Raw genomic sequence first — 23,235 nt, 5'->3', positions numbered from 1 at the left:
CCGTGATCGCGCGCAAGCTTTGCTGCCGGCAGGCGATCGCGATCCGCGTCGCCTGGCCGTATAGGCCTGCGGGCGTAGCGCTTTTCCGAAAAGCTTGCCCTCGGGCTTGACCCGAGGGATCATGCTCAAAGAAATGATGGCGCGGTTGTGAACGTGACTTGCGAGACAAGGAGGGCGAGACGATGGCGGGACAGTGGATCGACATCAACGCCGCGGATGGCGGCAGGTTTAAAGGCTATCTCGCCGTTCCCGCATCAGGCTCCGGACCTGGGATCCTGTTGCTGCAGGAGATCTTCGGCATCAACGCTTCGATGCGCAACGTGGCCGACTATTACGCCGAGGAAGGTTATGTCGTGCTGGCGCCGGATCTGTTCTGGCGCATGGCGCCGGGAATCGAGCTTGGCTACGGCGAGGCCGACGTCGCCAAGGCGATGGACTATTACCAGCGCTTCGACGCCAATCAGTCGATCAAGGATGCGGCCGATGCGCTGAAGGCGCTGCGGAACCGTCCCGAGTGCACCGGAAAGGTGGGCGCGCTCGGCTTCTGCCTCGGCGGCAAGCTCGCTTACCTCGCTGCCGCGCGCACGGATGTGGATTGCGCGGTCAGCTATTACGGTGTCGGCATCGAGGCCGATATCGGGGAAGCTGCCAATATCAAATGCCCGATGGTGTTTCACTTTGCCGAGCTCGACCGTTTCGCTCCGGCGGAAGCACGGGCACAGGTCATGGCAGCCTTCGCCGGCCGTCCCGAGATCGAATTTTATCTCTATCCCGGCTGCGATCATGCCTTCGCGGCGCCGGAGCGGACGAGCTTCAACAAGCCGGCGACCTTGATGGCGCATTCGCGCTCGATCGCGCTGTTCCGCAAGGTGCTGGGCCCGCATTACGATCTCTCATCGCTGTGGGACAAGCACACCGAATTGGAATTCGCGACGCGCTCGGCCGAAGCAACCATGGAGACCATGGTAGCGGAGCCCTATGTCAATCACATCCCGACCATGACCGGGGGCGTCGGCTATCGCGATCTCTTGCGCTTTTACAAGCACCATTTCATCCCGAAGACGCCGAAAGACACCAGGCTGATCCCGATTTCGCGCACCATCGGCGCCGATCGCGTCGTCGACGAGATGCTGTTCTGCTTCACTCACGACATCGAGATCGACTGGATGCTGCCGGGCGTGCCGCCGACCGGCAAATATGTCGAGATACCTTTGGTCGCGATCGTCCGCTTCCGCGGCGACAAGCTCTACAACGAGCACATCTATTGGGACCAGGCGTCCGTGCTGGTGCAGATCGGTCTGCTCGATCCCGCAAAACTGCCGGTGGCTGGCGTGGAGACGGCGAAGAAGCTGGTCGAGGAGTCCTTGCCGTCAAACACATTGATGGCGCGCTGGGCCGAGAGCGCACCGAAAGCGGCCGGATAATGGCACATCAAGCCTCGGCCATCGCCTGTGCCCGCCGAGCAGCTTGACATCACGTCGCCGGACGGATCTCGACGGTGGCGGTGCGGCCGGATACCAGAACGGTGTTGGGCGGCACGTTGTCCAGCGCGATCCGCACCGGCACGCGCTGTGCCAGCCGCACCCAGTTGAAAGTCGGATTGACGTTGGCGAGCAGATTGCTGCCGGCCGTGCGGTCGCGATCCTCGATGCCGGCCGCGATGCTTTCCACGCGTCCCGTCAGGCGGGTGTTGTCCCCCATCAGGCGGATCGATGCGGGGTCACCGACGTGGATGCGGGACAGTTTGGTTTCCTCGAAATAGCCTTCGACGCGCAGCGTGTCGGTATCGACCAGCGCCATCACGCCCCTGCCGGCGGTGACAAAGGTCCCGGGACGCAAATCCATATTGGTGATGATGCCGTTGACTGACGCGTGGACCTCGCTGCGGTCGAGGTTGAGCTGGGCGAGATCGCGATCGGCGACGGCCTGGTCGTAAGAAGCCTGTGCGACAAGCTGCGTCGCGCGAACTTCCTCCTGCTTCTGCTGCGAGACTGCATCGGTGCTCAGCGCGCTATAGCGCTTGAGATCGAGATTCGCCTGGTCGAGCGAAGCGCGCTTTCCCGCGACGACCGCCTCGGCCTGCCGCAGCGCCAACTCGAACCGCGCGCGGTCGATGCGGAACAGCACGTCGCCGCGATGGACCGGCTGGTTATCGTGGACGAGCACCTCGGTGACGAAGCCCGATACGTCGGGCGCCACCACGACGACATCGGCGCGGACACGTCCGTCCCGCGTCCACGGCTCCTCCATGTAATAGACCCACAGCCGGTAGCCGACCGCCACGGCGGCAACAACGGCGATGCCGGTGATCGCGAAGCGGCGGAAAGACGCGAGCATGCTCTTCACGACAGAAACTCCGAGGAGAAATAGACGACGCCACCGAGCAGGCAGACGAAAATGGCGAGATCGAACAGGGCGCGGTGCCACACGTGTCGATAAAGATCGAGGCGGACGAACAGCCGCGAGGCCAGCGTGGACAGCGCATAGGTGATCACGAGCTCCAGCAGCAGTGCGGGGACATAGACACCATAGATGTTCAGGTCCTGCCTCATGCGACGCGCTGCCCGGAGAGGGAAGAGTGGGCCCCGTAGGCCGGCGAGTCCGGGAACAGGCCCCGGCGAATCCCGACGAGGCCGAGCAGTGCGTCTTCCTTGGCAGCCGCACCGGGATCATCGACGGTCGCGGCCAATGCGGCGTCGATGTCGGACAGCAGGCTCCGAGGCATCGGCCCTTCCGAATGCGAGCGGAACGCCGTGGCGAGGCGATCGAGCATGCGATCAATTGCATGCAGGCTGGTCGGCGAGAGGTGGTGACGGGCGCGGCGTAGGTCGATGATGTTGAGGCCGACACGGAGCTGGCTGAGGTTGTCGACGTCGCGACGAGCGATCTCCGGAATCGCGGCGAGCCGCTGCACCAACTGGTCGAGGCGGCCCAGCATGGCGCCGAGAAAGCTCGCCCTGTCGCGCCTGCCGCGGTGTTCCGCCGCCACGGCGAGCGAGACCCAGCCGGCGCGTAGCACGCGGTGCGCGATCCATTCCGCTCCGACCGAGCGCGCCGTCCGCGTCACCACAATAGCGGCGACAATGCCGATGATGAAAGCGATTGACGAATTGGCGAAGGCGACGAAGTCGGCGGCATAGGCGGATTGCAGCGCCATCAGGGTTGCGGCGTTCACGCCGAGCGCGGTTCCGATCGATGTCGTGGCGGGACGGGCCATCAGGTAGCCGAACAGGATGAAAGCCGGCGCCAGCAGCACGATCAACGCCTCGAGCGTCGAGATCGGCGGCAGCAAGGCGAACAGATAGACGGCGACGATCATGATCGCGACGGCCGCCCAAACGCCGAACCGGCGAATGCCGATGGTCGGATCGTCCTGCGAGGCAAAGATCGAGCTGCCGACCGCGGCCATCATGGGTGCGGATGCGCCATCCGGCCATCCGGTGCCGATCCAGAACGCGCAGCACAGAAGGACAGAGGCCGCCGCTCCGCCCGCCGACCACATCGCGAGCGTGCGGTCGCGATAACGTGTCTGCGCAACACCGCTCTCGGGCTTGAACCGGAGGCTGACGCGCGAGGGATTCGTACCTTGCGCGAGGGCCGGGCCGACCGCGCGGCAGTCCTGCAGCAGATCGATCAGCTCTTGCAGACGGATCAGCAGGCTGGTGATCAGGATCTGATCCCAGTCCGAGCCGGTTCCGAGCCGCGGCCGCTGTGCTTCGATTCTGTCCTGCAATTCGCGCGCCGCCTGCGGCGCGTCGCTGTCGTCGACAATCCATGCCGAGATGTCGTCGAACAGGCGTGCGAGGCCGGGGTGATCGGTCCGCAGGCGCGGGCCAAGCGCGGTGATCCGGTCATTGATCGAGGCGAGGATGGCCGGCAGCAACAGCATGTGCGGCCGCAGCATGCGCAGTGCCTGCGCGGTGCCGACGTCGCTGAGCCGGTCATAGGCGAGATGGACTTGCAGCGTCTCGAGCTCGACGGCCTCCCGCAGCAATTGCTGCAGGCGTTGTTCTCGCCGGGTGCCGCCTCCCGCAAGCGCCTCCCGCGACAATTCGCGGGCGGTCGCGAGCCAGTAGCCTAGCCGCTCGAAGGCCGCCGCGCCGATGCCGCGCGGAAAGAATGTGGAAGATATCAGGCTCGCGCAGATGATGCCGAGCGATATTTCCTGGACGCGTGCAACTGCGGCATCGAAGATGTTGCCGGGGTCGGAGACGGCGGGAAATCCGATGATCGCGACCGTATAGCCCGACAGCATGAAGGCATAACTGCGGGGCGTCCCATCCATCAGCGAGAAGTAAAGGCACAGGCTGACCCAAGCCGCTACGGCGAGGCACAGCAATTCCGGCGCGTTGACGAGGTTGGGCACCATGAGGACGCTGGTCGCGGCCCCGACCAAGGTTCCGATCAATCGATAGACCGCCTTCGAACTGGTCGCGCCGGCGAGAGGTTGGGAGGTGATGTAGACGCTGGCCATCGCCCAGTAAGGCCGTGGCAGGTTGAGCCACAGCGCGATGACCAGGGCGAGCATCGCGGCGGCGAATGTCTTGAGCGCAAAGATCAGGTCCGCGTGGCGGACCAGGAAAGGCCTGTCTTGGGTCATGGCTAGACTGCCTCTGACAGCGCCGCACCAGACATAGTGACCCGGCTTTCAACGCTCGGCAACTGTCGAGGCTGATCTACGCCCTTTGCGGCGGCCGGTTCCCGGGCGTTCGGGACATAGGGCGCGATCCAAAATCGCGCCCGTTTCCTCTCAAGCCTCGGCCATGGCCTGTGCGCCACCGAGCAGCTTGACGTTGAGCCGCCCGCCCGTGAACAGCATGTCGTCGAGCGCCTCGTCGATATCAGCGGAGGTGACCGTTTCGCCACCATCGCGCGCGATGGACGATTGCGCGATACGCCGCATCAGCTCCTTGATGAAGGCGGCGCTGACGCCCTCCGTCCGCCGCACCGCGTCGTCGACAACGGCGTCAGTGAGCGGCAGGCCTTTGCCATAGAGCCGCACCAGCTTGCCGCGGCCGGTCGCGTCGGGCAGCGGCACCTCGATCGCCTGGTCGATGCGGCCAGGCCGTCCCGCGAGCGCGCCCTCGAGTTCTTCCGGCCGGTTGGTGGTGAGCAAGAACAGGATGTCGGCGTCCTTCTTCAGGCCATCCATCTCGTTGAGCAGCTTGTTGAGCAGCGATTCCTCGCACGGCCCTCCCATCTCGTCGCGGTCGCGCGCGATCAGATCGACGTCCTCGATCACCACCAGCGCCGGCTGCAACAGCCGCGCGAGATTCATGTAGACACCGAGCAAACCGACCTGCTCGGCCGTGATGATGAGGGTGGTATGATCAGGCAGGTTGGTTGCGAGATAGCGGATGGTGTGGGTCTTGCCGGTGCCGGGCGGGCCATAAAGCAAAATGCCCTTGCGCGTCGATTGGCCGAGCCGGCGCAGCGCATCGCGCGTTCCGACAAAGCTCAATACGTTGCGATCGAGCAGTTTGAGCGCCTTTTCCGGCAGGATCACGTCGGCGCGGTCGACCGGCGGCAAACGATGCACCGTGACGCCGCGCGAGCGGCCGCTGTAATCAGGGTCGCCGTCGAGTGAGAGGATCTTGCCGCGGTACGAGCGGGCGGAGTGTACCGCCCTCTCCAGTTCGACAAAGCAGCGTTGCGCGAAGGCTTCGCCGGCCGCGCCGCCAGGCACCGCAATCTCGATGCGCATCATCGCCTCATGGCGGTACTCGCGATCGTAAGAAAGCACGACGGCGTAACGAAATTCGTTCGCCTCGCACAGCCAAAGCCCATTGTGCAGGCATTTGACCGGCGCGGCTTCGCCGACGTCGATCTCGTGATATTGCGGCGGCGCCAGCGGGATCGCGTTGCGTCCGACACGCTTGAGCCGCGCGAACGACAGCGTCTCGTAACGATATTCCTCATGCGCGCCGAAGAAGCGGATCGGCGAGGCAAACAGCTTGTTGATCGCGACCTGGACGTCCGCGCGCATGTGGCCGGGAAACTGTCGCACCATGGTCACGAGCTTGTTCGGCGGGATGTCGGCGAAATGCCAATTCAGCGCGTCGACGGCCCAAGCGAACTGTATGTCGGAAGGATCTGCCGCGACCGTTTCGCCAGCGGCCTCGCTGGTGATCAGCAGCGGAAGTCCTTCGGCCCGGATGCGCGTCTGCGCGGCATCAAGCAAAGCCCTTGCAACCGACGCGGGAAAGGGACCGCAGGCGACCTTGCCTTGCCGGTTGATCAGCGTGGTGAGCGCATAGGCATCCCGTTCGTGCCTGCCGAACACCTCCCGGAAGAGCTCCACCACGAAATCGAACGGCGTCTTGTCGTCATTGTGAAAAACAAGCTGAACAGGCTCGGCCTCAGTGCAAACTTGATCCATTGGAAACCTCTGGTACAACCACAGCACGAACGGAACAAATGAAGAACATAGATGTTGACGCTCGTCAAGCGCCTTGCGCATGAAAGTTCTGCGACGGTCCGCTCGTTGGATTCGATGGGGAGAAAGCTGAGAACTCCTGCGCCGCCAACTGGACGGTTGGCGAGCGGTGCCGGCTCGACCACATCCGGCTCCCGCGCGCGCTGGAGCGTCTGGGGACGTCATTCCGGGGCGCTCGCGAAGCGCGAGCGAACCCGGAATCCAGAGGTTGTGGCGCGGGATTTTCGGGTTCGATGCTGTCACATCGCCCCGGAATGACGGCCACATCAAGATTCTTCAGATGGCGGATGCCCGATCGCACGATGAGCGATTGCAAGCTTGAAAGGGAGAACAAACATGTCCTTCCGTCTCTCCGGATTGCCAATTGAGAGTTTCCGGCCGCTTTTCGAATCTGAGCAATGAAGAGTTGTTGTTGAAAGGTATCGAACGGCGAAGAACCAAAGCCGGTGACGACTATCCTTGCCGCATAACGCTCGATGTGGCCAAACCGGGCGAAAGCGTCCTGCTCCTTTCGTACCCGGTTCAAGCCGGACCCTCTCCTTACCGCAGCATCAGCCCGATATTCGTGCGGGAGTCCGCCGAGAGCCAGTACGTAGGATACGACGAAATCCCGGCGCAGATGTCGCCTCGATTGATGTCGGTCCGCGCCCTCGATCATCGACACCACATAGTTGCGGCCGACGTCGTCCAAGGCTCGCAACTGGGCAGCTTGGCGAGCGGTTTCTTGCCAAGCGCGACGTATCCTATCTGCACGTCCATCACGCACGTTGGGGATGTTACGTCGGGCGGATCGATCGGGCATAGGTCGTAGATGTGGTAGCGGGCTCGCGCGCGGCTGATCCGTCCTACAGTCCTCGCCATTGTCGCCTGATTTGCCCGACGGGTGCGCGCCCCAAAATCCTGTCAAGCCGCGCACATAAAAATATTTCGGTTTTTCAGAATCCCGAATCGGTCGTATCGTAGGTTTATCCCGCCTCGATGCAGAGGGGCGGATCGCGATCGTCACGACACGCGAGGCGGGATGCGGTGGCCGCGGTGATGCCGGCAGACGAACGGCTGTCGTCGCGGACGGCGAAGTCGGGTGGTCCTGGCGCGCCCATGCAGGCGCTAAGCCGGCCGCGATGCTTATCCATCGCGCCGATGACGGTGGCAATCAAGCTGGTTCACCGGGGAGAGCCCGAAGTAAGCCGTAAACCACTCGCGCAGGGAAGGCCGGTGTGTATCCGCCTGTACCTGTGGTCACGCGCCCTTTCGCGCAATCTTCTGGCGCGGGGGCCCCGGGTGCAGCGGCCACCCGGCTTTCCCTGCGCCCTCTGTATTGAGGGCGAGAACGTCAGCAACACTCGGGCGCTATCGAGTCGCGAGAAGGCTGAGTCATGTCCCTCTCGTTGTTGCGAGGAGCGAAGCGACGAAGCAATCTAGACGGTATCGGCGGCGGCAGTCTGGATTGCTCCGCTGCGCTCGCAATGACAGTGGTGCGGTTTACAATCGAAAGCCAGTCGAGGCAGGCATGAGCGAAGTTGATATCTCCTCGCTGCCCAATCCGGAACAGAACCATTCAAAGCCGCCCCGACGAAGCTGTCCTGCACCATGCGCGCCGTAGCTCTGCTGTCAGAGAAAGTGAAATGATCCGCACCGCCGTGCTAGAGATGTGTGGCCGGTCTATAGGAAAGCAAACTCCCATGAACGACAGCCGCGACGTCTGGCAACTGGTCGATGCGAAGCAGGAGCCTTTGATTGCACTCAGCGATCGGGTGTGGGCGATGCCCGAGCTCTGTTATGCCGAGACGCGTTCCGCCGCCGAGCACTCGGCGGAGCTCGAACGCCACGGCTTTCGCATCGCAAGGAACGTCGCCGGCATTCCGACCGCTGTCATCGGCGAGGCCGGCGAAGGCGGCCCTGTGATCGCGATTCTCGGCGAGTATGATGCGCTGCCGGGCCTCTCCCAGGAATCGGGCGTTGCCGAGCCGCGCCCGCTTCAAGCCGGAGGCAACGGTCATGGCTGCGGCCACAATCTGCTCGGCGCCGGCGCCATGCTCGCGGCCGTCGCGGTGAAGGACTGGCTGGCGAAGAACGGGCTCAAGGGCCGCGTGCGGTATTACGGCTGCCCGGCGGAAGAGGGCGGCGCCGCAAAAACCTTCATGGTGCGCGACGGCGCGTTCGACGATGTCGATGCGGCCATCTCCTGGCACCCCGCGAGTTTCTGCGAGGTGATGCCGGCGGTGTCGCTCGCCAACACCCGCATCGATTTCACGTTCTCAGGCCGCGCGGCCCATGCCGCGGCGGCCCCGCATCTTGGCCGCAGCGCGCTCGATGCCGTCGAGCTGATGAATGTCGGCGTCAACTATATGCGCGAGCACATCCCGAGCGATGCGCGCATCCATTATGCCCTGCTCGAGGCCGGCGGCATCGCGCCGAACGTCGTGCAGGCGCGTGCAAAGGTCCGTTACTCCGTGCGGGCGCGCGATCTTGCCGGCATGCATGAGTTGGTGGAGCGCGTCCGCAAGGTGGCGCAAGGCGCGGCGTTGATGACCGAAACGAAAGTCGAGGCGCAGATCATCAGCGCGGTTTCGAACCTGCTTGGCAACGAGCCGCTGGAGCGCGCGATGCACGACGTGCTGCAGCAGCTCGGCCCGCCGCCGTTCGATGCGGCCGACCGCGATTTCGCGAAGAAGATTCAGGCAACGCTCACCGATCAGGATCTCGAGAGTGTCTATCGCACGGTCGGCGAGATGCGTGGCGACGCGCCGCTGTGCGACAAGATCATACCGCGCGAGGCGCCACGCCAGCTCATGCGCGGCTCGACCGATGTCGGCGATGTGAGCTGGGCGGTGCCGACGGTGCAGGCCCATGGCGCGATGATGGCGATCGGCACGCCCCTGCATTCCTGGCAGCTCGTGGCGCAGGGCAAGATGCCGGCCGCGCACAAGGGCATGGTGCATGTCGCCAAGGTCATGGCGGCGACCGCGTGCAAGCTCTTGAGCGACGAGGCGCTGCTTGCGGCCGCGAAGGGTGACCACGCCGCGCGCACCGCGCGCCATCCCTATCGCTGTCCGATCCCGGACGAGGTCGCGCCCCCGCTCGACATGGCGCGGGTGTAGGGGCGAGGCTTATGCTAACCTGTTAGCCGAAACAGAGGCTCAGCTATCACCGTCATCCTGAGGAGGCCGCGAAGCGGCCGTCTCGAAGGGCGACGGCCCGGGCGGCTGCAGCGAGGCCGTTCATCCTTCGAGGCTCGCTGCGCTAGCACCTCAGGATGACGGTGCTAAGTAGGACGCTCGCCGCTCAACTTGATCATGGCTTGGAGCAGTAGAGAGCATCACGCCACCCCTCCCGCGCCCGAAATCAGCACCACGGTCGAGCGCGGCCCGACCTCATACGAAGCAAGATCAAGCGGCACGGCATCGGTTTCCGCCACGATGTCGAGCGGGCTCGCCAGCGACGTGTCGACCAGCCGCCGCCAGCGCGAAGCGGAGGGAAGGGCGAAGCTGAGCGTCTGCCAATAGGCATTCATCATCACGTAAACGTCGAGGTCGCCTGAACGCGTACCATGCAGGCGCAATGCGATCGCGCGCGAGGCGTTCGAGAGATCCGGATCGCCGGCCGTGCCGTGCCAGCTACAATCGCTGCCCCAACCGGTGCTGCGCCCGATGATGGGATGCGCCCTGCGAAAGGCGATCATCATACTGAAGAAGCGCAGCACGTCCGCGTTGAGCGCCGTGAGGTCCCAGTCCAGCCAGGTCGTCTCATTGTCCTGGTCATAGGCGTTGGCGTTGCCACGCTGCGTGTGCATGAACTCATCGCCCGCCACGAACATCGGCACGCCGTTCGAAAGCATCAAAAGGCAGCAGAAGTTCCTGACCTGCCGCTTGCGAAGGACCGCCACCTCGGCAGGCACGTTGTGGCCGCCCTCGTAGCCGCAATTCCAGCTACGCTGCGCGTCGCTGGTGTAGCTGACGAGATCGCAGAGATTGAGGCCGTCATGGCAATCGATATAGTTGATGCTTTGATAGCGCCGGTCGGCATCGATCACCGTGTCGGGGAAGAGGTCCGTGCTGCCGTAGAGGCGGGTCATGAGATCGGCGATCAGGCCGCCGTCGCCCTTGATGAAGCCGCGCGCGGTGTCGCGAAAATGGTCGTTCCACTGGCTCCAGGACTTGCCGGGAAAGGCGCGCCCCATCAGATAGCCGCTTGTAGCATCCCACGGCTCCGCGATCAACCGCATCTCGGCGAGGTTATGATCGTTGCTGATCTCGGAGACGATCGGCGGGTCTTCCGAATTGAGGCTCCCGTCCTCGTTGCGCGCGAAGATCGAGGCGAGATCGAAGCGGAAGCCGTCGACGCCGATTGCTGTCGCCCAATATCTCAGGCTGTCGACCACCAGAAGCCGCACCGCGGGATGGGCGGTTCGCAAGTCGTTGCCGCAGCCGCTGTAGTTGACATATTCGGAAAGATCGGTCGGCGAGAGGGCGTAGTAGGTCGAGTTGTCGATGCCGCGGAACGAATAGGTCGGGCCGCCATTGCCCATTTCGCAGGTGTGATTGTAGACGACGTCGAGCAGCACCTCGATTCCGGCCTTGTGCAGCTCGTCCACCATCCAGCGAAACTCCAGCAGCGCGCCTTGCGGCGTGCCGTCGACGCTGTATTGCGCATGGGGCGAGAAGAAATTCAGCGTCATATAGCCCCAATAATTACCCAGCCCCGGCTCGAACTGATGCACCGGCAGCAGCTCGACCGCGGTGATGCCGAGCGATGTGAGGTAGGGAATCTTGGCTACCACGCCGGCATAGGTGCCGCGTTCGTTGCCGGGGACGTTCGAATTGGCGCGGCGGGTGAAGCCGCGCACATGCATCTCGTAAATGATCAGGTCGTGACCATGGCGCGGCGCTTGCGGCCGGGCGGACAGTGGCGCGATCAGCCGTTCGGGCAGCATGCCGAGCGGCGCCCGCCCGGCGTTGGATCCTGGGGCAATGGCCGCCTCGGGGCTGAAGGCCGGCGGAAAGAAAACGCCCGTCGCGTAAGGATCGAGCAGGACCTTGTTGCGATCAAAGCGCAGCCCGCGGCTCGGCTCATAAGGGCCGTCAACCTGGTACGCGTAGTATTTCGCACCGTCGACGGTCGCCGTCGGCACCCGCTGGTGCCAGACGCGACCGGTCTTGTTGATGGGAAAGGCGAACGGCAGGATGCGCAAGGGCGTCGCAAAGTCGCGCTCGTCATAGAGCAGCAAGGTGACCGCGCTTGCATCCCTCGAATACAACGCGAAATTATAGCTCTGTTGCAATTCGTCCCAGGAGCAGCCGAGCGGCCAAGGCTTGCCTTCGAGAGGTTCGCCTCCGAGACTTGCGCCGTTGCTCGCCATGCGGGTCCCTTGGATGCGCGTTGTCCCAACAGCCCGCGTGACAATAACGCGGCGGCTCGCCGGAGGGTCGCGCAGCGGGAGTATAATGTCCAGCGTCGAGGACGTCCGTATTTTGTGCACGTATCGGCTGATGGTCGTATCGTCAGCGGCAGGAGGGATTCGCCGCGAGCGGTACTGCCAAAAAGGTGATCGTGGCCGGCGGCAATGTCACTATGCCGGCGGGCGCTGGTTTTGCGGTGATGGCGGGCAGTGCATCGTCCGCCAGGCGCAGCGTTGCGCCGTTGAGCTGCACGGAGGTGCTTTGCAGGCGCGAGGCGCTCAGCACATACCGTTCGGAGGCGAGCGGAATCGCAAGCGCCCGCAGCATATCGCGCGACATGTTGATTGCGAGAATGGAAACGCCGCCGGCTTTGTCAGGAGCGCAGTGGGCGTAGACATGAAGTCCCGCCTGCGTTGGTTGACCTGGGTCGAGCACGACTGGCCCCATCAGGCGGCGCCACAGCAGCGCGGCCCAGTAGTTCGGCCGGGGCGTAAGGCTCCGCTCCGCCAGCAGGCCATAGTCGCTTCCCGAGAGCGTATTGTGCATGACGACTTGAACGCCGGCCTTGGCCAATCGCCCGAGCTGGTCGAGATAGCGGAAGCTGTCGAGAAATGTCGCATCCCAGGCGTTGCCGCCACAGGCGGCATCGGCGGTTTCCGTCAGCCAGATCGGCTTGCCCGGCGCGAACTGGTCGCGAAGGGCCTTATAAAAGGCCAGCGCGTGATCGGTTCGCGCGAGCCAAGCCTCGGACAGTGCCTGGTTCGGCGTCTCGCGGCCGCCGCAACGTGGGGAGAGCGCGCCGTAATGGTGATAAGAGAACACGTCGATATCGGCGCCGGAGGCGACGAGCAGATCGCGCGTGCTGATCCTGGATGGCGTGCCGGTGGCGGATTCGCCGACGCTGCCGGGGCCGGCGATCAGGGTCTCCGGTGAAGCCTGTCGCATGAAGGCCCGAAAGGTCCGGAAGTCCCGTCCATAGGCTGTGGCGTCGTATCCCGACGGCGCGCCGTTTTGTGCGGCGAGCGTGGGCTCGTTCATGTATTCGGCAGCGGCAATGTGCGCACCCAGGGAGTGGGTATAGGCGAGCAGGCGGGAGGCCTGCTCCGGCATCCAGGCGCCACCTGCATCGCGCGTGCCTGCGCTCACCGCAAAAGACGTGACGATCCGCGCACCGACCGCTTGCGCGAAGTCGAGCACGCCGCGCCACTGCGCGCGCGACAGCACGGAATTGTATCCTGCCGGCGGTGTCGCCGGCGCTGGTTCCGAATCCGCAAAATAGGTCGCGTTGGCCCAGGTCCCGCTGACCCGCACGTAAGCGGGCGCCAATGCGGATGCGAGATTTCGCAGCCTTGTGTCGGAAAGGTCGATCGGCGGCCGGTATTCGTAAAGGTCCCGAGCGACCGATGCGTGACGTCGTCCATAGGGCTTCCAAAACCGGCCGCCGGTCACTTCCACCATCTCGATATTGTAGGACTGAAACCGCGGATCGATTTCGCCGATGCGCGCCATGCCGCTGGGCGCCAGCGCTTGTTGGCCGAAGGCTTCAGAGCCGGCCAACAACGCGATCATTATTGCCGTCGCCGTGCGGCACGATGTCATGATGGTTGTTGCCTGCTGGTCGAGAACGATCATTACTTTCACATCGCACCGTGAGTCTATTCAATAGACCAGAGCAACGCATCTCCGACCGTCATCCTGAGGAGGCCGCAACGCGGCCATCTCGAAGGATGGACGGCCCCGCTGCGAGAGCCGGGCCCTTGCCCTCCCAGGCTCGCGTTCGCGAGCACCTCAGGATGATGGGTTTGACTTGAGCGCGTGTATCGAGCGTACCACTCAGCGCTGCGATTTCGGCAGCGACCAGGGCGCCAGCAGCTTCTGCGCGAGGCCAACCAGGCGAAACAGGATCAGGCTGATCGTCACCAGCACCACCAGGCCGGCAAAAGCGGTCGGGATCTTGAAGAACGAGGTCGAGAACGCGATGAAGAAGCCGAGCCCCTTTCCCGCGGCGACAAACTCGGCGACCACGGCGCCGATGACGGCGAGGGTGGTCGAAATCTTCAACGCCGCGAACAGATGCGGCAGCGCAAAGGGCAGCCGCACATGCAGGATCTCCCGGGCGCGGCCCGCGCGCAGCGAGCGCGACAGTTCGATCAGTTCCTCGGGGGTGGAGAGCAGGCCGGTGACGGTCGAGACCACGATCGGAAAGAAGGCGATCAGGAAGGTGATGACGACGCGCGGCAGGTCGGAGGCGCCCAACGTCACCACGATGATCGGAGCCACGGCGACGATCGGCGTCGACTGCACCACCACCAGCAAAGGATAGAGCGTGCGTGACAGAAAGCGCGAGGACGCAAGCGCCACGGCGAGCGGTACCGATACGATGATGGCGAGCGCATAGCCCATCAAGGCAACGCGCAAGGTCGCCCAGATATGTCCGAGCCATACGGAGAGCGGCGTCGCCAGCAGTGTCTGCAGGATAGCGCTGGGCGACGGCAGCAAAAAAGAGGGAATCGCAAACAGCCTTGTCGCGCCTTCCCATATGAGGATCAGGGCAATGAAGGCGAGCGGCGGGGCAAAGCGATCGAGCAGTATGCCGAGACGATTGGCTTTGTCGGGCTTCACGGCCTCATCACCTGCTCCGATGCGCTGGTCACGCCGCGACGGGGCGGCTGAAGAGCCGGCCGCGAATGTGGTTCGCGAGTTCATGGAACGCGGGCTCCGAAAGCGTCTTGATCGAGCGTGGGCGGGCGAGCGGCACGTCCAGAATTTCGCGGACGCGTCCGGGGCGCGGCGTCATGACGATGACGCGGTCGGCCAGCAATAGCGCCTCGGGAATCGAATGGGTGATGAACAGCACGGTCTTCGGGCGCTCGGTCCAGATCCGCAAGAGCTCAAAGCTCATCTCGTCCCGCGTCAGCGCATCGAGCGCGGAGAAGGGCTCGTCCATCAGGAGAATATCGGGGTCGAGCAGGAGCGCGCGGGCGATCGCCACGCGCTGCTGCATGCCGCCGGACAGCTCGTCCACCCGGCGCGTCGCGCAATCGGAAAGGCCGACCAGGGCCAGCAGGTCGCGGGCGCGCCGGCGCTCGACATCGCTGACGTAGCCGTATTTGTGGCGCATCGGAAAGGTGACATTGCCGAGCACGTCGAACCAGGGCAACAGCGTCGGCTTCTGAAACACGATGCCGATCTCGTCGCGCGGCTCGGTCACCTCAGTGCCGAAGATCTCCACCCTGCCCGCGCTTGCGCGAATGAGCCCGGCGATCAGCCGCAGCAGCGTGGATTTTCCGCAGCCGGACGGACCGAGCACGGCAACGAATTCATGGCGGCCAATGCCAAAGGAAAGCCCGTCGAGCGCAGTGATGCGGTGACTGTCAGCGCCGAGAAAACTCTGGCCGACATCGGTGAACTGAATCACAGGCGGATCGAGAGCCATCTTATCTCACTTCAAAAACTCGCGGCTCACCGCCTTCTCCGGGTCGAGCTTGTCCAGCGGCAGACTCTGCGCTTCCGCCACCCACTTCCACGTCGTCGCCAGCAACTTGGGCTCGAACGCGCCAACGCCGTCCTTTTTGCTGATGTCGTTGACCATCAGCGGAATGGAAGCTTTCCATTGCTCCACGGCCGTATCGATGTCGACCTCCGGCACCATGGCTTTCAGCGCTTTCGCCGCGGCCATCGGGTCCGCGATCGCCATCTCGCTCGCCTGCTTATAGGCCTTGAGGAATTTGCGCACGGTCTCGGGCCGTTGCGTGAGCATCTTGTCGGACACGAACACGGACAGGCCGTAGCCGTCAAAGCCGTAAGCGGACCATGGCAGCGCCTTGAACGACTTGCCGGCTTCCTTGAGCGGGCCGGCGAAGGCCGGCGCGACGGTGAGCCAGTTGATGGTCGCGTCCACCTTGCCGGACGCAAGCATCGGCGCGAGTGCGCCGGGATCCACCTTCAAGAGCTTGATCTTGTCGGCGTCGATGCCGTTTGCCTTCAACACCAGCGGCCAGGAGACGTTTGAGGAGGAGAAGGTCGCCGTCGCGACCGTCTTGCCCTCGAGATCCTTCAGGCTGTTGATGCCGTTTTCGCTGGTGGTGAAGACCGCGTCCGGCTGCAGCGTGTAGATCGACATCACGGCCTTCACCGGCACGTTGTCGGCCGCCTTTGCCTGTAGGAGAGCAGCGAGCCCGCCGGTCCCGATATCGGCCGCGCCGGTTGCCAGTTTCGTCACCACGTCGCTCGAGCCGCGGCCCGACTGGATATTGACCTTGATACCCTCGGCTTCGAACAGGCCCTTTTCGACGCCGAGATAGACCGCGGCCTTGTCGCCGGCCGGCAACCAGTCGAGTATGAAAGTGATGGGTTCGGCGGCGCGGGAGGCTTGCGCGAAGGTCAGCGCAAGCGTCACGGCAGCGCAGAATGGCAGCAAACGTCTCATGGATGTGCTCCTGACGGGTGTGGCCTCAAGCCTCTAGGAAATTCATTTGCGGCTGGCGCGCCGCCGCGGCGATCCACTGCTCGCGCTCGCATCTTGCATGACAGGTCTGAGAGCAGTTGTTGCAAAGGCCGGGCCATCTTCGCTCGCCGTCAGGAACGGGATCAGCACATCGGCGAGCAGTCGCGGCGCGGCGAGATGCGGCGCGTGCCCGGTCGGCAGCGTCACGACGTCGGCGCCGGGAACGAGTGCCTGCATGCGGCGCTGGCATGCGGGAATCACGGCGCGGTCGGCCTCGGCCTCGACATAAAGCCGTGGAATGCGGCCAAATCGTTGCGGCGTAAGCCGGGCTCGCACGGCGCGGCCGCGGTCGGGCTGCGGTGTGAGCCGCTGCGCGGCGGCAGCGGCATCGGCCACAGGACAATCGTGAAAGAAATAGGCGAGCGCCACCTGCATGGGGACGCGGCTCGTCAGCCGGTCGCGCGACCAGATGAGGTGCGGCGCGACGCCGACTGCATCGGGGTGATCGCCCTTGAGCTCCGCAACCAGATCCGCAAAGGCCATGCCGCTCGGCAGCATCATTCCGGCGACATAGACGATGCGGCTGACGCATTCGGGAAAACGCTCGGCGACAGCGGAGGCCACGATGCCGCCGCCGGAATGCGCAACCAGGCTCGCGCGGCCGCCGAGTCGTTTCAGCACGCCGCCAATATGCGCGACGTAGAGATCCAGCGAGACATCGGCCGGCCTGACATCGTCCTTGCCGTTGCCCGGCAGGTCGACGGCGACGGACAGAATTCCGGCCGTCTTGGCCAGCAGCGGAATCAGTCGGTCCCACACCCAGCCGCCTTGCCAGGCGCCGTGGATCAGGATGGCGGGATCAGCAGCGGCCTGGGTCATGCCGCGATACGCGATTGCTCAAGCGCTGACGCCATTGTCGCGCGGTCTCCATCGTTTGCGAAAAGGCTAACTGGCGCGTTGCGAGCGAGAAAGCAGAGAATTTCGCACAAGCTGATGCCAAATCGGCATCGCCTGAAAATCGCAGCAAGCAGAAAGGCTTAGGAGCCTTTTGCCTGCTCGGCGGCCTCGCGCCGGCGCACCTCCTCCGAGAGGATGTGCAAGGCGAGGTCGAGGGTTGCGGGAAGCGCACGCCCGGCGCGGACATAGACGCCGAGGTCGCTCCAGATCGGTCCGCCAGCGTCCAGCGGCACATGAACCAGCCGTCCCTCGGCGATGTGCCGCTCCAGCCCAACCCGCGTCTGGAATGACACGCCGATGCTGCGCTCGGCGAGCTCGCGCATCAATTCGATCGAGGATGAGCGGATGATCGGCTGTACGTTGCGCGGCAGCCGCGCCAGGGCTGGCGCCAGCAATTGCCCGATCGAGAGCTCGCCCATGGGCATGATCACCGGGTGATCGAAGCACATCGACAGGGTGACCTTGGGCCGCGAGGCCAGCGGATGATCGGGCGCCATGATCGCGCCGAGCCGGAAGCGTCCGACCGCGACCTGCCGCAATTCAGCGTGGCGCGGCAACGCGAAGGCGATGCCGATATCGACCTCGCCCTCGAGCACCGCGCGCGGAATCGCCAGTGATCCCATCGAGTCCGCCGAGACGGTGACGCGTGGCGTTCGCTCGCGCAAACGGCGGAGCACGTCCGGCAGCAGCGCGCCGCAAACGCCATCGACGGCCGCAATGGCGATGTGGCCGATCCGCGCGCCCTTCAGCCCCTCGATATCCGAGCGCGCGCGATCGAGATCCTGCAGCACGACCAGCACATGCCGCGCGAGCGCTTCGCCCGCCGAGGTAAGCCTGATGCCGTCGGGAAAGCGATCGAACAGCGGTGCGCCGACTTCGCCCTCCAGCTTCAGGATCTGGCGGTTCACCGCGGAGGAGGCGACGTTCAGCCGCCGTGCGGCTTCGCGGATCGAGCCGGCGCGGCGGACCGCGTCGAAATACAAAAGCGCGGCAGCATGGATACGCAAGTTCTCAAGGACCTCGGCAAGAGAGCGATTGGGTCACGGTGTCAATTATTGCTGGTCTGCGCCACCACCACCAGCACCTCGGCGCGTTGCCGGCCGAGGCTCCTGACCTCGTGCGGCGTCTCGCCGGAGAAATACAGGCAGTCGCCCTTGGACAAGATCAGCTCCTCGCCGTCGAGCTTGATGGCGATCCTGCCATTGACCACGAACAGCATCTCTTCGCCGGCATGGGAAGCGCGCTGCGCCGATTTCAACGGCGGGCTCAACAGGAACGGCTCCATCATTTTCCGCGTGCGTCCGGCGGCGAGCGCAAACAGCTCGAAACCGCCCTCCCGTAAAGGCGTGTTGCGATCCTCCTGGCGAAACAGGGTATAGCGCGGCGCTGGTTCGGAGTTGGGGTCGAAGAAATAGGCGGCCTTCACCTCGAGCGCGGCTGCGATACGCAACAGCGCCGCGATCGAGGGCATCTTCAGGTCCCGTTCGACCAGCGAGATGTAGCCGCGGGTGAGCTCGCTCAAACTCGCGAGCCGATCCAGCGTCATGCCCTTGGCCATGCGCAGTTGGCGGATATTGGCGCCAACGCCGTCGGCTTTGGTGATGTCGAGCAATCTCTTCTCCCGGCGCGAGATCTTTGGATCGCCCTTTTTGCCGCAGATCGCGGCGATCTGCCAGTGCGAGCGGCGCCAATGCTGCACAATCAGCGAGCCGCGATGGATATCTCACAGAAAACATGATGGCGGAAATTTCAAGCATCGGCGCGAATTTCATGAGCAAAGGCGGCATCAAACGCGACGAATTTGCCGCAGAATGCAGCAAGTCGGCGTTCGTGCCGATTCGGGCGGCAATTGCCGCTTTTCTGTAATTGATTGCTGACAGTAAACATGATCGCTCTTTCAAGCCGGCATCCGACCAACTGCGCGCAGGCGTGCGCGCGAGAAGGGAGAGCTTGATGAGCGTAGCGGAGCAGGTTGATTTCAAAACCGTTGAGGACGATAGCGCGACCTTGCGGCGGATCGTGTGGTCGAGCGTGATCGGCACCGCGGTCGAATGGTACGACTTTCTGATCTACGCCACCGCAACCGCCCTCGTCTTCAACAAGATCTTCTTCCCCGCCGGCAACGGGACGCTGGCGACGATCGCTGCCTTCGGCACTTACGCCGTTGGCTTTCTGGCGCGTCCGCTGGGCGCCGCGGTCTTCGGCCACTATGGCGATCGCGTCGGCCGCAAGGCGATGCTCGCAATCACCATCATCGTCATGGGGCTCGGCACGTTCCTGATCGGCTTGCTGCCGACCTATCAGCAGATCGGCATCGCCGCGCCGCTGCTTCTCGTCGCATTGCGCTTCCTGCAGGGCATCGGCCTCGGCGGCGAGTGGGGCGGCGCTGTGCTGATGGTGGTGGAGAATTGTCCGAGCGACCGGCGCGGGCTGCTGGGGGCCATGGTGCAGGTCGGTAATCCCATCGGCAATATCGCCGCGGTCGGCATGTTCGCTCTCGTCGCCGGTCTGCCCGAGGCGCAATTCATGAGCTGGGGCTGGCGGATTCCTTTCCTGATCTCGGTCCTGCTGGTCGGCGTCGGTCTCTACATCCGCCTCAGCATGGACGAGACCCTTGCCTTCCGTCAGGTGCGGGCGAAGAACGATGTCGCGCGCCTGCCGCTGGTCGAGATCTTCACGCACCACCGCCGCCCCTTCTTCACCGCCGTGTGCCTGAAGATTTCCGAGATCGCCTGGGCCAGCATCGGCGGCGTCTTCGCGATGGCTTACGCGACCGCAAATCTCGGCCTGCCGCGCAGTGTCGTGTTGAACGGTGCGTTTGCTTCCTCCGTGGTCGCGCTGTTCGCGATTCCGCTGTTCGGCTGGATGTCGGATCGCTTCGGCCGCAAGACCATGTTCTTTGCGAGCTGTGCGTTTTCCGTGCTGTTTGCCTTCCCGCTGTTCTGGCTGCTCGACACGCGTGATCCCACCATTGTCATCCTCACCATCGTCATTGCCATCAGCTTCGGGCAGATGGTGATGTTCGGCATCGGCGCGCCCTGGTACTCGGAACTGTTTTCGGCGCGCCTGCGCTATAGCGGTGCTTCGCTCGGATTTCAGGTCGGTGCGGCCTTGAGCGGCGGCCTGACCCCGCTGATCGCGGCATCTCTGATGGCAGTGAGCGGTGGCGCGACCTGGCCGGTTTCGCTGTTCCTGATCGCCTGCGCCATGATCACGGCGACCGCCACCTACGTCGCGCCCGAAATGGCGAACAAGGAGCTGACTTGATCCATGCCACGGCCTTGTTTTGTGCTAGGCTCAATGGCCTGACCGGGATATTTCATCATGCTGGATAAAGTCGAAGCTGTTGACGCGGACGCCGTGGCAAAACCGTCGTGGACGGGTTTTGTTCGCTATCTGCACATCACTCCGCGCGCCTTCTTGCCGATGCGCGCGATGCCCGAGCTGACGCTGGTCGCAGGCAACGGCATCGAGGGCGATCGTTACATGATCGGCCGCGAGGAGGGCTTCTATTCGCACAAGCCGGAAGAGGGGCGGCAGGTCACCTTATTCGAATTGGAGACACTGATCGCGCTCAAGCGCGATGCCAATATCGAGCTCGGCGCGCACGAGCACCGGCGCAACGTGACGGTGGAAGGCGTGCCGCTCAATCATCTGGTCGGACAGCGCTTCTGGCTCGGCGAGACGCTGCTGGAAGCCACGCGGCTGTCGATTCCCTGCCGGCATATCGAGGAGATCACCGGCAAGGCGATTTTCGATGCGCTGATCAATCGCTCGGGGCTCAACTGCAGGATCATTCGGGGCGGCGTCGTCAGGGTCGGCGACATCGTGCGCAATGCCGCATGAGCAAGCGGCCGATCACGACCGTGAAGACCGTCGTCGAGTCCATCGATGACGACGGCCATGGCATCAAGGTGTTCACCCTGGTCGATCCCGATCGATGGGAGCTGCCGCCGTTCAAGCCGGGCGCGCATGTCGATCTGCATTTGGCGAATGGTCTCGTGCGGACCTATTCGCTATGCAACGATCCCGCCGACAACACGCGCTATGTCGTTGCGGTCAAGCGCGAGGCCGATGGTCGCGGCGGCTCGATCGCGCTGCATGAGGAGGTGATGATCGGCGACAGCATCGGCGTTTCGCTGCCGCGAGGCGGGGTTGTGCTGGACTCCCCGGCGGCGCGCTACATCCTTGTCGCCGGCGGCATCGGCGTCACACCCTACCTGTCCGTTGCCAGCTCTCTGCGGCGGATCGGGCACGACGACTTCACGCTTCACGTCATTGCGCGCGAGAAGTTGCCGCTCAAGCATCGGCTTGCGCCGCTGATCGCCGAAGGCCGCGTCGTGTGGCACGACACTTCCAGACATGGTCGTCCCGAAATCGCCGCTCTGCTTGGCCAAGTGTGTCCAGACAAGCGTCCGGATACGGTGATCGCGTGTTGCGGCCCGGAATCGATGATTTCCGATTTCGAGCAGGCAGCCGAAGGCTGGCCGGCCCACAATGTTCATGTCGAACGCTTCGTGCCGCCGCCGCTCGCTGTCGATCCCGACGCAAAGCCGTACATGCTCGTGCTTGCGCGTGCGGGCACCGAAATTCCGGTGCGCGCCGGCCAGAGCATGTTGTCCGCATTGGAGGATGTCGGCATCGAGGTGCCGACCTCCTGTTGCGGCGGCATCTGCGGCGCCTGCAAGGTCGGCTGGCTCGAAGGCCGGCCGCTGCACCGTGATCGCGTGCTCTCGCCGTATGAACGCGAGCGCTTTCTGATGGTCTGCGTCGCCGGGTCGGAGTCCGAACGATTGGTCTTGGATCTTTAGAGCAGGTTTGAAGCGGAGCTCAAATTGGTCCCGTCATCCTTCGAGACGGCCGCCTTCGCGGCCTCCTTAGCATGACGGGTCGAGATCAGCGCTTCGCGGTAGCGCGATGTGCTCGCCGCGGTTATGCTGCCGCGATCCTCCCCGCCGGTTCCGGCTATTCACCCAAAGGAACAAACGTTGAGCGACATTCGGATGGCGATTGTCGGCTTCGGCAAGATCGCGCACGACCAGCATGTGCCGGCCATCGCAAGAACGGACGGCGTGACGCTGGTCGCCGTTGCCGATCCGAAGCCGGTGACTGCGGGCGTCCCGCATTTTCGTTCGCTGGAGGAGCTGCTGCGGAACGGCCCCGAGATCGATGCGGTTGCGCTCGCCACGCCGCCGCAGATGCGGCGCGCGCAAGCCGCGCTTGCCCTGGCCGCGCAAAAACACGTGTTTCTGGAAAAGCCGCCGGGCCGAGCGGTCAGCGAGATTCTTCCGCTCATTGCGGCGGCGCGCGGGGCGCGGCGCAGCTTGTTTGCGAGCTGGCACGCGCGGTTCGCGCCTGCCGTGGAGCCGGCGCGGCGCCTGCTCGCGGAGCGGAAGCTGCTGGGCGCAACCATCACCTGGAAGGAAGATGTCCGCAAATGGCATCCGGGTCAGGAGTGGATTTTTGCACCCGGCGGCTTTGGCGTGTTCGATCCCGGCATCAATGCGCTCTCGATCCTGACGCGCATCCTGCCGCGGCCCCCGTTCGTGACGACCTCGAGTTTGGAGATTCCCGCAAACCGTGCAGCCCCGATTGCCGTCGAACTCGAACTCTCTGATGGCGCGGGTCTGCCGATCCGGGCGAGCTTCGATTTTCGCGAACGCGACCGCGAAATCTGGGAGATCCATTTCGAAACCGACAAGGGGCCTGTCACGCTCTCCGCCGGTGGCGCTCGATTGCTCGCCGGGGAGGAGGTCCTGGTCGACGCCAAGAAGGACTCCTATCCGCTGCTCTATCGCTGCTTCGTCGAACTGGTCCGGGAAGGGCAGAGCGATGTCGACCTGTCGCCGTTGCAACTGGTGGCCGATGCCTTCCTGCTCGGTCGGGCGCGGCAGGTCGAACCCTTTGCCTTCTAAGCAGCAGGCGCCGGGTACTTCGCTTTACCAGCGCCTTTTGGCGCGACGGGTCCACCAAAAAGGCGCAAAATAGTCAAATAA

General features: G+C 64.1%; 20 protein-coding genes. 8 read left to right on the top strand and 12 right to left on the bottom strand.

Annotated elements, in window-relative coordinates; translation table 11 throughout:
• The first annotated feature begins 182 nt into the window (after positions 1-182).
• Complete coding sequence (locus P6U23_RS37325) at positions 183-1,424, top strand: dienelactone hydrolase family protein (protein ID WP_407177272.1); 1,242 nt, start codon at positions 183-185, stop codon at positions 1,422-1,424.
• A 49-nt stretch (positions 1,425-1,473) separates the two neighbouring features.
• On the opposite strand, the gene P6U23_RS37320 is transcribed toward P6U23_RS37325, so the two are convergent.
• The 4 genes from P6U23_RS37320 to P6U23_RS37305 form a co-directional block, all read right to left on the bottom strand.
• The gene (locus P6U23_RS37320) at positions 1,474-2,346 is read right to left on the bottom strand and encodes an efflux RND transporter periplasmic adaptor subunit (RefSeq protein WP_407177271.1); all 873 of its coding nucleotides are present in this window, start codon (positions 2,344-2,346) and stop codon (positions 1,474-1,476) included.
• Positions 2,343-2,552, bottom strand: coding sequence for a DUF1656 domain-containing protein (locus tag P6U23_RS37315; RefSeq protein ID WP_407177270.1), 210 nt, complete (start codon positions 2,550-2,552; stop codon positions 2,343-2,345). Before P6U23_RS37315 ends, P6U23_RS37320 begins: the two co-directional genes overlap by 4 nt.
• Complete coding sequence (locus tag P6U23_RS37310) at positions 2,549-4,600, bottom strand: FUSC family protein (protein ID WP_407177269.1); 2,052 nt, start codon at positions 4,598-4,600, stop codon at positions 2,549-2,551. Before P6U23_RS37310 ends, P6U23_RS37315 begins: the two co-directional genes overlap by 4 nt.
• 150 nt (positions 4,601-4,750) lie before the next feature.
• Positions 4,751-6,379 carry an ATP-dependent Clp protease adaptor ClpS gene (locus P6U23_RS37305; RefSeq protein ID WP_407177268.1) on the bottom strand — a complete coding sequence of 543 codons (1,629 nt, stop codon included), beginning with the start codon at positions 6,377-6,379 and terminating at the stop codon, positions 4,751-4,753.
• 535 nt (positions 6,380-6,914) lie between these two features.
• Here P6U23_RS37305 and P6U23_RS37300 point away from each other — a divergent pair.
• Both P6U23_RS37300 and P6U23_RS37295 read left to right on the top strand, forming a co-directional pair.
• Positions 6,915-7,247: a DUF1203 domain-containing protein gene (locus P6U23_RS37300; RefSeq protein ID WP_407181712.1), complete on the top strand. Its 333-nt coding sequence runs from the start codon at positions 6,915-6,917 to the stop codon at positions 7,245-7,247.
• 871 nt (positions 7,248-8,118) lie between these two features.
• Entirely contained in the window at positions 8,119-9,537 is a 1,419-nt protein-coding gene (locus tag P6U23_RS37295; RefSeq protein ID WP_407177267.1) for a M20 family metallopeptidase, read from the top strand.
• Between the two features lie 218 nt (positions 9,538-9,755).
• Here the strand turns inward: P6U23_RS37295 and P6U23_RS37290 are convergent, their stop codons facing one another.
• The 8 genes from P6U23_RS37290 to P6U23_RS37255 all read right to left on the bottom strand — a co-directional run bounded on the left by P6U23_RS37290 (position 9,756) and on the right by P6U23_RS37255 (position 18,851).
• Positions 9,756-11,795, bottom strand: a complete 2,040-nt coding sequence (locus P6U23_RS37290; RefSeq protein ID WP_407177266.1) for a glycogen debranching protein — start codon at positions 11,793-11,795, stop codon at positions 9,756-9,758.
• Between the two features lie 142 nt (positions 11,796-11,937).
• The gene (locus P6U23_RS37285) at positions 11,938-13,467 is read right to left on the bottom strand and encodes a hypothetical protein (protein ID WP_407177265.1); all 1,530 of its coding nucleotides are present in this window, start codon (positions 13,465-13,467) and stop codon (positions 11,938-11,940) included.
• 201 nt (positions 13,468-13,668) lie between these two features.
• Positions 13,669-14,541, bottom strand: coding sequence for an ABC transporter permease (locus tag P6U23_RS37280; RefSeq protein ID WP_407177264.1), 873 nt, complete (start codon positions 14,539-14,541; stop codon positions 13,669-13,671).
• The gene (locus tag P6U23_RS37275; protein WP_407177263.1) at positions 14,486-15,271 is read right to left on the bottom strand and encodes an ABC transporter ATP-binding protein; all 786 of its coding nucleotides are present in this window, start codon (positions 15,269-15,271) and stop codon (positions 14,486-14,488) included. The genes P6U23_RS37280 and P6U23_RS37275 overlap by 56 nt, the downstream gene beginning before the upstream one ends.
• A gap of 6 nt (positions 15,272-15,277) precedes the next feature.
• Complete coding sequence (locus tag P6U23_RS37270; RefSeq protein WP_407177262.1) at positions 15,278-16,264, bottom strand: ABC transporter substrate-binding protein; 987 nt, start codon at positions 16,262-16,264, stop codon at positions 15,278-15,280.
• 42 nt (positions 16,265-16,306) lie between these two features.
• On the bottom strand, positions 16,307-17,161 hold the full coding sequence (locus P6U23_RS37265) for an alpha/beta fold hydrolase (protein ID WP_407177261.1): 855 nt from the start codon (positions 17,159-17,161) through the stop codon (positions 16,307-16,309).
• A 158-nt stretch (positions 17,162-17,319) separates the two neighbouring features.
• Positions 17,320-18,246: a LysR family transcriptional regulator gene (locus P6U23_RS37260; protein WP_407177260.1), complete on the bottom strand. Its 927-nt coding sequence runs from the start codon at positions 18,244-18,246 to the stop codon at positions 17,320-17,322.
• 41 nt (positions 18,247-18,287) lie between these two features.
• The gene (locus P6U23_RS37255) at positions 18,288-18,851 is read right to left on the bottom strand and encodes a helix-turn-helix domain-containing protein (protein WP_407177259.1); all 564 of its coding nucleotides are present in this window, start codon (positions 18,849-18,851) and stop codon (positions 18,288-18,290) included.
• A gap of 122 nt (positions 18,852-18,973) precedes the next feature.
• Between P6U23_RS37255 and P6U23_RS37250 the strand changes: the two genes are divergently transcribed.
• The 5 genes from P6U23_RS37250 to P6U23_RS37230 all read left to right on the top strand — a co-directional run bounded on the left by P6U23_RS37250 (position 18,974) and on the right by P6U23_RS37230 (position 23,154).
• The gene (locus P6U23_RS37250; protein WP_407177258.1) at positions 18,974-19,105 is read left to right on the top strand and encodes a hypothetical protein; all 132 of its coding nucleotides are present in this window, start codon (positions 18,974-18,976) and stop codon (positions 19,103-19,105) included.
• An 87-nt stretch (positions 19,106-19,192) separates the two neighbouring features.
• A complete protein-coding gene (locus P6U23_RS37245; protein ID WP_407177257.1) occupies positions 19,193-20,506 on the top strand; it encodes an MFS transporter in 1,314 nt (437 codons plus the stop codon).
• Positions 20,507-20,563: 57 nt separating this feature from the next.
• Positions 20,564-21,085, top strand: a complete 522-nt coding sequence (locus P6U23_RS37240) for an MOSC domain-containing protein (RefSeq protein ID WP_407177256.1) — start codon at positions 20,564-20,566, stop codon at positions 21,083-21,085.
• A complete protein-coding gene (locus P6U23_RS37235; RefSeq protein WP_407177255.1) occupies positions 21,082-22,050 on the top strand; it encodes a PDR/VanB family oxidoreductase in 969 nt (322 codons plus the stop codon). Before P6U23_RS37240 ends, P6U23_RS37235 begins: the two co-directional genes overlap by 4 nt.
• A 177-nt stretch (positions 22,051-22,227) precedes the next feature.
• The gene (locus tag P6U23_RS37230) at positions 22,228-23,154 is read left to right on the top strand and encodes a Gfo/Idh/MocA family protein (RefSeq protein WP_407177254.1); all 927 of its coding nucleotides are present in this window, start codon (positions 22,228-22,230) and stop codon (positions 23,152-23,154) included.
• Positions 23,155-23,235: the final 81 nt, after the last annotated feature.

Source organism: Bradyrhizobium sp. STM 3562, from assembly GCF_045571435.1.
Classification (GTDB): Bacteria; Pseudomonadota; Alphaproteobacteria; order Rhizobiales; family Xanthobacteraceae; genus Bradyrhizobium.
This window is presented reverse-complemented; position numbering and strand designations above follow the sequence as displayed.